Origin of the sequence: Winogradskyella flava (genome assembly GCF_014243395.1) — a bacterium.
Taxonomy (GTDB): domain Bacteria; phylum Bacteroidota; class Bacteroidia; order Flavobacteriales; family Flavobacteriaceae; genus Winogradskyella; species Winogradskyella flava.
Window position 1 is genome coordinate 1,372,398 of sequence record NZ_JACLCP010000001.1, and the last position, 12,176, is coordinate 1,384,573.

At 35.5% G+C, this 12,176-nt stretch carries 7 protein-coding genes; all 7 read left to right on the forward strand.

Annotated elements, in window-relative coordinates:
- Positions 1 to 26: 26 nt before the first annotated feature.
- The 7 genes from H7F21_RS06080 to H7F21_RS06110 all read left to right on the forward strand — a co-directional run bounded on the left by H7F21_RS06080 (position 27) and on the right by H7F21_RS06110 (position 12,171).
- Positions 27 to 1,757: a RagB/SusD family nutrient uptake outer membrane protein gene (locus H7F21_RS06080; RefSeq protein ID WP_185788312.1), complete on the forward strand. Its 1,731-nt coding sequence runs from the start codon at positions 27 to 29 to the stop codon at positions 1,755 to 1,757.
- A 39-nt stretch (positions 1,758 to 1,796) separates the two neighbouring features.
- On the forward strand, positions 1,797 to 2,957 hold the full coding sequence (locus H7F21_RS06085) for a DUF5627 domain-containing protein (protein ID WP_185788313.1): 1,161 nt from the start codon (positions 1,797 to 1,799) through the stop codon (positions 2,955 to 2,957).
- A gap of 181 nt (positions 2,958 to 3,138) precedes the next feature.
- Positions 3,139 to 4,530 carry a 3-keto-disaccharide hydrolase gene (locus H7F21_RS06090; RefSeq protein WP_425509955.1) on the forward strand — a complete coding sequence of 464 codons (1,392 nt, stop codon included), beginning with the start codon at positions 3,139 to 3,141 and terminating at the stop codon, positions 4,528 to 4,530.
- A 1-nt stretch (position 4,531) separates the two neighbouring features.
- Positions 4,532 to 5,875: a Gfo/Idh/MocA family protein gene (locus H7F21_RS06095; protein WP_185788314.1), complete on the forward strand. Its 1,344-nt coding sequence runs from the start codon at positions 4,532 to 4,534 to the stop codon at positions 5,873 to 5,875.
- 3 nt (positions 5,876 to 5,878) lie between these two features.
- On the forward strand, positions 5,879 to 7,078 hold the full coding sequence (locus tag H7F21_RS06100; RefSeq protein ID WP_185788315.1) for a Gfo/Idh/MocA family protein: 1,200 nt from the start codon (positions 5,879 to 5,881) through the stop codon (positions 7,076 to 7,078).
- A gap of 6 nt (positions 7,079 to 7,084) precedes the next feature.
- Positions 7,085 to 8,503, forward strand: a complete 1,419-nt coding sequence (locus H7F21_RS06105; RefSeq protein ID WP_185788316.1) for a sialate O-acetylesterase — start codon at positions 7,085 to 7,087, stop codon at positions 8,501 to 8,503.
- Between the two features lie 140 nt (positions 8,504 to 8,643).
- A complete protein-coding gene (locus tag H7F21_RS06110; RefSeq protein WP_185788317.1) occupies positions 8,644 to 12,171 on the forward strand; it encodes a sulfatase-like hydrolase/transferase in 3,528 nt (1,175 codons plus the stop codon).
- Positions 12,172 to 12,176 lie beyond the last annotated feature (5 nt).

Consider the following 12,176-nt stretch of genomic DNA (forward strand, 5'->3'; position numbering starts at 1 on the left):
ATAATTAGAAAATTAAGATAAATAAAATGAAGAATTTAATAAAATTTATAATGGTTATGTCGGTTTTAACCGGCATGATTTCTTGTGATCTTGATCCTATTGAAGAAAATAGGTTGGATTTTGATTTTATTCTCACGAATCCAAATGCAGCAGAAGGTGTATTATTAAATGGATATGCGGGTTTAGTGAATCAATATTCATTTTCTGAAGCAGCTACAGATGATGCTGTTAATAATATTTTAAATAACAACTTTAAAAGAATGGCGCTTGGTGAGTTAAATGCACAATTTAACCCTGCAGCCCGTTGGGGTAGTTTTGAACGTGTATTCTGGGTAAACAGATTCTTAGACGTTATTGATACAGGAGAAACACAATGGAGCAGAGACACATTAATTAACACAATGTTTGAAATGCGCATGAAGGGAGAGGCCTTGGCATTAAGAGGATTACATCATTATTATGTACTTCAAGCGCATGCTGGTATTGGACAATCTGGACAACTACTAGGTATTCCATACTATACTGAGTTTATTGAACCTGATGGTAACTTTAATGTACCGCGTTTATCATTTGAAGCTTCTGTTCAGGCTATTATGGCAGATTTTGATGAAGCACTTAATTTATTACCAACAGATTATGGTTTAAGCGCAGGACAAGTAGATCCGTGGTATTCAGAATTAGAAAACTTTGATTTTGATAAATATGGAATAGTAAATGACAACTTTTTTGATTTGCGTATTTCTGGGAGAATTGTAAGAGCATTAAAAGCACGTTTGGCACTTTTTGCTGCGAGCCCATCATTTTTAGATAGTCAAAGCTATTATGATATGGCAGCAACTAATGCCGCTCAAATTTTAAATACTATTGGTGGTACTGCAGGTTTAGATCCAACAGGTAATGAGTTTTATATATCTGATGACAATATTCAGAGTAGTGAATCACTTTGGCGCGGTTCTATTGGGGGTAATACTTTTAATTATGAAGAACGTATGTTTCCACCTTCAATTAATGGAAATGGTGAAATTAATCCAACACATAACTTTGTAATGGCATTTCCAATGCAAGATGGTTTTCCTGCAACCGAGGCTAATGGTTTTGACCCTCAAAACCCTTATAACAATAGAGACCCAAGATTAGAAAAATATGTTATTGTTAATGGTGCTTCCTTTGGAGCTGGTGGTGATATAATTAATACCGGTGTTGGTGGAGGAAATGATAGGTTAGATTCTATTCCTGAGCAGTCTACAACTACTGGATATTACCTTAAAAAGTTATTACGTCCAGATGTTCTTATTAATGATAATGGAACTGCTCAAGGTCAGAGCCATGCTAATGTGTATTTTAGATATACTGAATTGTTTTTAATATTGGCTGAAGCAGCTAATGAAATTGGTGGTCCTGACAACCCAGTTGATGGTATTACTGCTCGTGATGTGATTGCAGCAATACGCAATAGAGCAGGAATTACGCAACCAGATAATTACTTAGCATCTATTGCATCTCAAGAGGATATGCGAGAGCTTATTAGAAATGAACGCCGTATAGAGCTAAGTTTTGAAGGACATAGGTTCTGGGATATGAGAAGATGGGGATTACCATTAAATGGACCAGCTAAAGGTTATTTTTTCGACGGAAATAATTATGCTGAGTTACCATCTGTGGAAGTTAGAAATTTTCAACCATTTGCTACTTATATGCCTATTCCAAATTCGGAGATTTTAAAATTTTCTGAACTTGAGCAAAATATGGGCTGGTAGAATAAATTTGTATATTTAAAAAGATTAAAAAATTTTGACATGAAAATAAAATATTTAATAATATGCGCAATTGCCTTTAGCGTAATGGCCTGCGAGAATCAGGAAAATGATTTTGACGACTTTGGCTCAACTTCAGTGTATTTTCCGTTTCAAACGCCCGTAAGAACATTAATTCAGGGTAAGTATGATTTGGGTTTTAACGAAAACGATAATAATGGACGATTTGAAATTGGTGTCATCATGTCAGGAGTTTACAATAATGATAAAGACCGAAGAGTACATTTTGAGTTAGCCCCTGATTTAATAGATGCAGCTGCTCTAGGTGTAGATACTGTAAATGTTAAGATCTTGCCAGCTTCTTACTATACCATTGAACAGGAAAGCCCAGTAACAATTCCTTCGGGTTCTATAGATGGACGCATTCCGGTGCAGCTTTCAGATGCTTTCTTTGACGATCCACTGTCATTTGCAGAGTTTGAAGAAGTGCATTATGTAATCCCATTAAGAATTACAGATTTTGAAGAACTAGATTCGCTTTTAACAGGTGTTCCTTTGGTTGACAATCCTATTAAAATAAGAGATGAAGACTGGGATCCCTTACCAAAAGATTATACGCTTTTCGGTATTAAATTTATCAATAAATATGATGGTATATATTTAAGACGTGGTGAGGATGCAGCTACGGGATTTAACGAATCAGTAACAGTTTTTGAAAATGGAGATCCCACAGAAACAGTATCAGAGAACATTGAAGGCTCTACAGTTTATAGAGCAGATTTTGTTGTACAAGATGAACTTCTTCCATTAGCAACTTCAGGAAGGAGTGAAGTAACTACCACTATTGACGTTCGACGACCTGGTATTGCTACTGATGTTCAGTTGTCTTTACGATTGACATTTAACGGTAATGAAGAAATTACTGTTTCCAATGCTGATCCGGATAGCAATATTGTCGTAACGGGCACAGGCAGCTTTGTAGAAGATGGAGATGAATGGGGAGGAGAAAGTAGAGACGTAATTTACTTAGATTTTCAGTATTTAGAACAAGATGTTGAAGTAACTGAGGTAAGGTCATTTGGTACATTAATATCAACAACAACATCAACATTTGAATTAATGCATCAGGTAAATGATACAATTGTTATTAGAGACAGAAACGTGAGATTTGAAGAATTTGTAGTTGATTTAACAGTGGACTAAAAGTTCTTTGTATTTGGTCATTAGACTCTAATTTTAACTAAGTAGTTATAAGTATAATTCAAACCCTTCATTATAAGCTATATAATGAAGGGTTTCTTAATAAACCTTATCTTATACCAATCATCAATTTCTATTACAGTAATTTAAAATGGCAAATGGTATTAACTAAAAATAATTTCAAGTGAGAAAATTTCAATTCATTACAACAATAATCAGTTGCATTCTTATTAGTCTAGTTTTATATTCTTGTAAGGAGCAAAAAGAAGACATACCGTGGACAAATCTTATTAATAACAATTCCTTAGAGGGATGGAATATTAAAGGCGGTGAAGCAAAGTATATAGTTGAAGACGGAGTCGTTATAGGAACAACAGCCGCTAATACACCAAATACATTTTTAACTACTAATGAAATGTATGGAGATTTTATTTTTGAAATTGATTTTAAAGTCGATTCCACCATGAATTCAGGGATTCAGATTCGTAGTAATAGTGTGCCATATTACAGAGATGGAATGGTTCATGGGTATCAAGTAGAGATAGACCCATCAAAGCGTGCATGGAGTGGTGGGATTTATGATGAAAAACGACGTAAATGGCTACATACTCTAGAGAATAATCCAGAAGCGCAAAAGGCCTTTAAACAAAATGAATGGAATCACTACAGGGTTGAAGCCATAGGCAATACTATAAAAACTTGGATTAATAGTATTCCTGCATCTTATTTAATTGACGATAAAACGGCAAGCGGCTTTTTTGGCTTACAAGTCCACTCTATTGGTAAAAGCAAGGACAAAATCGGTAAGCAAGTGATGTGGAAGAATGCTAAGATTTTGACTGAGAATCTTTCTCAATATACTACAGAATCACCTTTAAAACCTATAATTACAAAAAACAACTTAACGGTTAACGAACAAAAATCAGGTTGGAAAATGCTTTGGGATGGTAAAACCACCAACGGATGGCGAGGTGCTAAACTAGAGGCATTCCCAGATAAAGGTTGGGTCATGGAAAATGGAGAGCTTATTGTCTTAGCATCAGGAGGCGGAGAATCTGAAGCGGGTGGTGATATCGTAACAACTCAAGATTACGATAATTTCGAACTGCTAGTCGATTTTAAATTAACACCTGGTGCTAATAGTGGCATTAAATACTATGTAGATACCGAAATTAATAAAGGTCCAGGTTCATCAATTGGTTTAGAGTATCAAATCTTAGATGATGAACGTCACGAAGATGCTAAAAGGGGGTCTCATAAAGGCAGTAGAACCGTATGTTCTTTATACGATTTAATTCAAGCAAATACTGACAAACCCATCAAACCCATCGGAGAATGGAATACAGCCTACATAAAGTCTATTGATAATCATGTAGAACATTGGATTAACGATGTCAAAGTTTTAGAGTATGAGCGAGGAAGTGATGACTTTTTAAAATTAGTTTCAGAAAGTAAATACGAGAAGTGGCCAAATTTTGGAACTTTAGAAAAAGGACAGATTTTATTGCAAGACCATGGTGATAGGGTAGCATTTAGAAATATTAAAATTAAAGTTCCAAAAGCAAAAAACGAGTAAGATGGGAAATAACCGTAGAGATTTTATTAAAAAGACAACTGTAGCAGCAATTGGAGTTAGTTTAACAGGTGGTGTTAATGCCATGTCTGCTAGAAGTTATGGGAATATTATCGGCGCAAACGATCGCTTAAACGTTGCCATTGCTGGTTTGGGAAGACGTTTAAATGCGTTTAAGTCTCCAATAGCTTCAAAGGAAAGTAATGCCAAATTACTCTACTTATGTGATGTTATGGAAAACCAACGTTCAAAGGCCTTAAAAGGGTTTAGAGAACACATCGATTATGACCCTGCTTTGGAGAATGATATTAGAAAAGTATTAGACGATAAAAATGTAGATGTCCTAATAAATGCCACACCGGACCATTGGCATACACCAGGTTCAATCATGGCAATGAAAGCGGGTAAGCATGTATACGTCGAAAAACCTTGTAGTCATAACATGTATGAGAATGAACAGCTTGTGCAAGCAGCCAAGCATTTTAATAAAGTGGTTCAAATGGGTAACCAACAACGTTCTTCAGGTCATACCAGAGAAATTATAAGAGAAATCCATAATGGAGTCATAGGTAAACCTTACAAGGCTGTTGCATTTTATAATAATGGACGAGGTAAAGTACCTGTTCAGAAAAGTGCCGCCATACCAGAAGGTTTAGATTGGGATTTGTGGCAAGGGCCAGCACCAAGACGAGATTATACCTCTGAGACTTGGAACTACAATTGGCATTGGTATGGTTGGGACTATGGAACAGCCGAAGCTGGTAATAATGGAACTCATGAGTTGGATGTAGCACGTTGGGCTTTACAGGTCGATTTTCCGCAGCATGTATATGTAGAAGCAGAAAAACGTCATTTTTTAGAGGATGGTTGGGAAATGTACGATGATATGGAGGCAATGTTTAAGTTTGCCGACAATAAAGTGATTAAATGGGACGGAAAATCTAGAAATAGTTATAGCACCTATGGAACCGGCAGAGGCACCGTGATTTATGGTACAGAAGGCTCTGTATTTGTAGATAGAGGTAAGTATCTATTATACGATCGTAAAGGCAAGGTAGTAAAAGAGTATAATTCAGCATCAAAAGAAGCAGGAAACGCTTTAGGTGGTGGTGGAGATATGTCAACAAAACATGTTCAAAATTTGTTTGATTCTATTAGAGGTAAAGCCAAACTAACAGCTCCAATTGATGATGCCAGTAAAAGTATGGCTATGGTGCATTATGCCAATATTGCTTACAGAATTAATGATGGATTTGATATTGATGATAAAACAGGTAAAATGTACAACAGAGAAGCCATGAAGTTGTGGACTAGAACTTACGAACCAGGCTGGGAACCTAAACTATAAAATTTGAAAAGACGCGCATTTATTAAGAAAACGACTGTGGCAACTGCAGGTATAGCTGGTACTTCATATTTATATGGGAATATACTATCTAATATAAATGCTAATACAACTATTAATATTGGTGTTATTGGTACAGGAGTTCGAGGAAGTGGACTCATGTCAATGATTAACGGAATTGACCATGTAAATGTAATTGCTGGTTGCGACGTTTTACCATTTAGATTAAATAAAGGTTTAGCCAAAGCGAATTCAAAACCCAAAGGCTATTCAGATTACCGAAAGCTACTGGATAATAAGGATATCGATGCTGTCATTGTCGCAACACCTTTTAATACCCATTCTAAGATTACAATTGATGCACTCGATGCAGGCAAGCATGTATTTTGCGAAAAGACATTGGCTAAAGGTTATGACGGCATTCGTGATTTGGTGAATAAAGCAAAGCACTCTAAAAACATATTTCAAACAGGGCATCAATATCATAGTTCAAGGCTTTATACGCATGTTGTTGATTTAATTAAAGAGGGAAAAGTTGGGGATATTACTGCATTTGAATGTCAATGGAATAGGCATGGCAATTGGAGAAGACCAGTTCCTGATCCAAAGTTCGAAAAAGCAATAAATTGGAGAATGTACCGAGAATTTTCTGGAGGACTTACCGCCGAATTAGGCTCGCACCAAATCGATTTTGTCAATTGGGTACTTAATGAAACCCCAAATCAAGTGATGGGTATCGGAGGTGTTGATTACTGGAAAGATGGAAGAGAAACGTATGATAATGTACATCTTATATATAGCTACCCAAATGGAGTTAAAGCGAATTTCACTTACTTAACTAGTAATGCTAAAGATGGTTACCAAATAAAGGTCATTGGTGATAAGGGCACCATAATCATTGATATGAAAAATGCATGGTTTTATCCAGAGGGTAAAAAGAAGAATAAAGTTCTTGGAGATGTAGATGGTGTAAGCGGAGCTACCGTTCAATGGGATAAAGATAAAGGCTATAAAATTGATGTTGAGCATTTAGATCCAAGTAAACAGGCATTACTTGATTTTAAGTCGTCAATAACGAATAATAAAATTCCTGAATCAAACGTTGTGACTGGTGCAAAAGCTGCCGTCTGTGTTCAAATGGGACTTGATGCTATGTATAAGAATGATATTGTTAAATGGGATGAGACCTTATTTAAAAATAGTTAATTAAAAATGAATTTCAGGTTTTTTTTACTTCTTTTTTTTCTTTGTAGTGCATTGTTAAATGCACAAATAGAGTTGCCATCATTTTTTGGAGACAATATGGTTTTACAACAAAATGGGCAGGTTCCAATTTGGGGTAAGGATGTTCCTGGGACTGCAATACGTATAAACTCAAGTTGGGGGAAAAGTGTTACAGTTGTTGTAGATAAAAACGGATTTTGGTATGCCAAAATTAAGACAAAAACGGCTTCTTTTAATAAAGAAACCTTAGAGATTATAGGAAGTGCCACGGTAAAAATAAAAAATATTCTTATCGGAGAAGTTTGGCTCTGTTCGGGCCAATCCAATATGGAAATGCCTATGAAAGGTTTAGGTAAATCCAAGGTTTTAAATGCTGAAGAGTATCTTGATAATTCAACTAATGAATTTATTAGGTTATTCAACAATCAAAGGACCGCAAGTGTTTCTCCAAGTTTTGATGTTAATGGTGAATGGGAAGTATCAAATAAAGCGTCCGCGCATTCATTCAGTGCAATTGGATATATTTTTGGAGTAAAATTATTTGAACAACTCAATGTCCCTATCGGAATTATTGAATCTGCTTGGGGAGGTACAAGAATAGAATGTTGGATGCCAAAGGAAAAATTATTAGAGTATGAAGACGTAAAATTTTCAAAAACTTTACCTGTAGAACAGAATAAACAAAAGAAACCTTCTTTTCTTTATAATGCCATGATTTATCCTTTTAAAGACTTTAAAATCAAAGGATTTCTTTGGTATCAAGGAGAGTCAAATAGAACTAATCCGTTGCCTTATAAGAACTACATGAAAGATTTAATTTCTTCATGGAGGCATCAATGGAAAGATAATAAATTACCCTTCTATTTTGTGCAAATAGCACCTTTCGACTATGCCATCCATAAAAATGCTCCAGGAATGGGAGCTAATTTAATTCGTGAGGCTCAATTGAAAATTTCCCAAGAAATATCAAATACTGGAATGGTTGTAAGCACCGATGCTGGAGACTGTAATGATATTCACCCTTCAAAAAAAGAGATAGTAGCTAAAAGGTTAGCAAATATGGCACTTACGAATCAGTATAAATTAAAGGATTTGAAATACAGAAGTCCAGAGTTTCGCTCAATGTCGGTTGAAAAAAATAAGTCAGTAGTGCTTTCTTTTAACTTTTACGATAATGATATTTTCATAGAAAATAAAAATATCAAAGGTTTTGAGGTTGCTGGTTCAGACAATATCTTTTATGAGGCACGCGCCATTACAGACAAGAACAATAAGAAGATAATTCTACATAGTCAAAATGTTGCTAAGCCAATTGCCGTTAGGTATGGTTTTGAAGATTGTTTTGAAAACAACTTAATGACTAAATCAGGATGGCCTGTTTCTGTTTTTAGAACTGACGATTGGTAAGGATTTTTCTAATATTTAAAATTAGCAAGCTTTCAGGACACAGCAGGACAGAATTTACTTTGCGAAATTTTATTTTTAGCTACTTTGATTTAAGAGTACAATAATCGTAAATACAACAACTTGATTTAAGATCACCTCCTATGCGAAAAAAGAGTTTTTTAATCCTAATTACCGGCATTTTATATGCTTTGAGCCCATTAAATGCGCAACAAAAGAATGGTAACGAAAAGCCTAATATAATATTTATTCTTACAGACGATCAGCGTTTTGACGCAATCGGCTATGCTGGGAATAAGTTTGTTGAAACTCCTGAAATGGACAATTTAGCTAAGTCAGGAACGTACTTCAATAATGCCATAGTAACAACACCAATTTGTGCGGCAAGTAGAGCGAGTATTTTAACGGGTTTGCATGAGCGCGCTCATAACTTTAACTTTCAAACAGGAAACATTAGAAGCGAATATATGGATGATTCATACCCAACGCTTCTCAAAAATAATGGATATCACACAGGTTTTTATGGTAAGTATGGCGTGCGTTATGATGATTTAGATAAGCAGTTTGACGAGTTTGAATCTTACGACAGAAATAACCGATATAAGGACAGAAGAGGCTATTATTATAAAACACTAGATAATGATACGGTGCATTTAACACGTTATACAGGTCAAAAAGCACTCGATTTTATTGATCATAATGCGACGAATGAAAAGCCATTCTGTCTGTCATTAAGTTTTAGTGCACCTCATGCTCATGATGGAGCTCCAGAACAATATTTCTGGCAGAATACTACAGATAAACTTTTAGAAAACGCAGTGATTCCTGGACCACAACTTGGAGATGATAAATATTTTGATGCGCAACCAGACATTGTAAAGAAAGGATTTAATTGGTTACGTTGGACATGGCGTTACGATACTCCAAAAAAATATCAACACAGTTTAAAAGGCTACTACCGTATGATTTCTGGAATCGATTTAGAAATCAAAAAAATCAGAGCTAAATTAAAAGAAAAAGGACTCGATAAGAATACAGTCATCATAGTTATGGGTGATAATGGTTATTTTTTGGGAGAACGTAAATTGGCTGGAAAATGGTTAATGTATGATAACTCCATTCGTGTGCCACTAATCGTTTTTGATCCTAGAGCAAATACCCATCAAGATGTTAGTGATATGGCACTAAATATTGATGTGCCATCTACAATCGTTGATTTAGCGGGAATAGAAGCTCCGGAAACATGGCAAGGAAAGAGCCTCATGCCTATCGTTAATAAAGAAACAAAAACCATCGATAGAGACACTATTTTAATCGAACATATTTGGGACTTTAGTGAAATTCCTCCAAGTGAAGGTGTTAGAACTAAAAAATGGAAATACTTCAGATATGTTAACGATAAGTCCATTGAAGAGCTCTATGATTTAGAGAAGGATTCACAAGAAATTAAAAATCTTGTTGGTAAGAAGAAATACAAAGACATCTTAGATAACTTAAGAGCTAAAACGGATGAGCTAATCAAAAAAAACAGCAACAAATTTAGAGCTGCACCTACAGATTTAACGGTAGAATTAATAAGAGAGCCAAGTAAAGATGTAAAGATTTTCGATTTAAAACCAGAATTCGGGTGGACAGTCCCTTTAGGTGCAAAATACCAAGGAGCTTATCAAATTTTAGTAGCATCAAATAAGACTGATATTGATAATAATAATGGAAATGTTTGGGATAGTGGTAGAGTGGCATCTATAAAATCTACGGATGTTGAGTATGAAGGTAAAGCTTTAGAAATTGGAAAAACCTATTATTGGAAAGTTAGAATTTGGGATGAAGCCAACAGATTAGTTGACTATGCAGAAGCACAACAGTTTACTACAGGAAAGAGCGATAGTTACATCATTTCAACAGAAAATAAATTCGTTACCACAGAAGTTAAACCAGCAAAGTTTGAAAAAAGAGGTGATTTTTATTTCATTGATTTTGGGAAAGCGGCTTTTGCAACCATGGATTTTACCTATAACGCTAAAACACCGCACACCTTAACCATACATGTAGGTGAAATGGCCGATGATAATGGGAACTTAAATAGAACACCACCTAAAAAAAGTAATATTCGCTATCAAGAAATTAAAGTGGATGTAAAACCTGGTCAGACGAAATACCAGATTAAAGTTCATGAAGACGAACGTAATACCAGAGCGAATAAAGCCGTGCCTTTACCAGACGGTTTTCCACCTCTAGTACCATTTAGATACGCAGAGGTAGAAGGTGCTCAAAACGACCTTAAAGCTGAAGATTTTACGCAATTAGCATTTCATACCTATTGGGATGAAGAAACCAGTAGTTTTGAGAGTAATAACGATATTTTAAATCAAGTTTGGGATTTATGTAAATACTCAATTAAAGCTACCACATTTAATGGGCTTTATGTAGATGGTGATAGAGAACGTATTCCTTATGAAGCTGATGCCTATTTAAATCAATTAAGCCATTATACAACAGATAGAGAGTTTGCCATTGGCAGACGAACTATTGAGTATTTTATGAAGAATCCTACATGGCCAACAGAGTGGCAACAACATGTCCCTTTATTGATTTATGCAGACTACATGTACACAGGTAATACCGAACTTATTGAGCGTTATTACGAACCTTTGAAACATAAATCATTATTCGAATTATCTAATGAGGATGGTCTCATAACATCGACTAAGGTTGATGCGGAATTCATGAAAAAATTAGGTTTCCCAGAGGGTTATAAAAAGCCATTAACGGATATAGTGGATTGGCCTGGAGCGAACTTTAATGGAAGCAAAACTAAAGGGGAACGCGATGGTTTTGTGTTTAAACCTTATAGTACGGTAATTAACTCATTCTTTTATGAGAACATGAAAATCATGGCAGAGTTTGCAAAGATTCTTGGGAAAACACAAGAAGCTTTGGACTTTGAATATAGAGCAGTCAAAGCTAAAAAAGCAGTTAATGAACAGATGTTCGATGCAGAACGTGGTATCTACGTCGATGGTATAGGTACAGACCATGCCTCGCTTCATGCTAATATGATGCCTTTAGCCTTTGGATTAGTTCCAGAAGAGCATTTTGAATCTGTTGTAAATTATGTAAAATCCAGAGGGTTGGCTTGTAGTGTATATGGTGCTCAATTTTTGATGGATGGTTTATATAATGCTGGTGAAGCTGATTACGCACTAGATTTATTAACGGATACCTCTGATAGAAGTTGGTATAATATGGTGAAAATTGGTTCTACGATTACGCTAGAAGCTTGGGACAACAAATACAAGAATAATCTAGATTGGAACCATGCTTGGGGAGCCGTACCTGCAAATGTCATCCCAAGAGGATTATGGGGAATTAAACCTAAAACACCAGGATTTGGTGTGGCAACAATTAAGCCGCAGATGAGCAAATTAAAATCGAGCGAGATAGAAGTACCAACCGTTAGAGGCACAATCAAAGGTAAATACACTTATAACGGAGCCAGATTACAGACCTACGAAATTGAAATTCCAGGAAACATGGTTGCCGAATTTTCTCTAAACGGTTTAGATGGAAAGGACTTAATTCATAATGGAGAAAAAGTACCATCTGCTTTTGAATCTATTAGATTATCACCAGGAAAGCACACGATACAACTAAAAATAAATTCGTTTTAAACAAG